The organism is Rahnella sp. NRRL B-41462, assembly GCF_003263525.1.
Classification (GTDB): Bacteria; Pseudomonadota; Gammaproteobacteria; order Enterobacterales; family Enterobacteriaceae; genus Rahnella; species Rahnella aceris.
Window position 1 is genome coordinate 1 of the sequence record NZ_JYDF01000201.1, and the last position, 758, is coordinate 758.

1 pseudogene is annotated in these 758 nt (G+C 62.7%); it reads left to right on the top strand.

Going from position 1 to position 758, the window contains the following annotated elements:
* Positions 1-758, top strand: a pseudogene (locus UC14_RS26600) (adhesin); the annotation flags it as partial.

Consider the following 758-nt stretch of genomic DNA (forward strand, 5'->3'; position numbering starts at 1 on the left):
CCAGTCACTGGGGCTTAACGTTCAGAACGCCGACAACCAGGCGGGCGGCAGACTTTACAGCGCAGGCAACCTGACGCTGGTGACACCGGTGCTGAATCAGGCGGGCAGCCTGCTGGCGCTGGGGGATATGACGCTGCAACTCGGTTCGGGCTTCACCCAGACCGGCACGCTGGCAGCGGGGCAAAACCTCAACCTCAGCACGCAGGGCGACCTGAACGTGCTCGGCACCTTGCAGGGCAACGGTATCCAGCTCAGTTCCACGGGCAACTTTACCAACAGCGGTCAGTTGCGCGGTGGCGGCGGTACGGTGGGCGTGGACGCCAGCAACATCCAGCTCAACGGCAGCGGCAGCGTACAGTCCGGCGGCGATATCCGCCTCGCCAGCCGTGGTGTGCTTAACAACAGCGGCTTTGTCGGCGGGGCAGGCAACGTGGTGATGTCCGCTGGCGGCCAACTGACGAACAGCGCGCTGCTGTACGCCGGTAACAACATGCAGCTGCTGGCCGACAGTATTCACAATAACTACGGCGATATTCTGGCGGGCAACAGCCTGTGGCTGCAGCGGGACGCGGCGGGCAACGCCAACAGCGAAGTGGTCAACACGTCGGGGGATATTGAAACCACCAGCGGCGATATCACCATCAATACCGGCCATCTGCTGAATCAGCGGGACGGGTTGAGTGTGTCCGGTTCCTCTCAAACGCCGGTGGATGCGCCGTCATGGTTGGGGCAAAGCTCCGTGACCATGAGATTAGGGG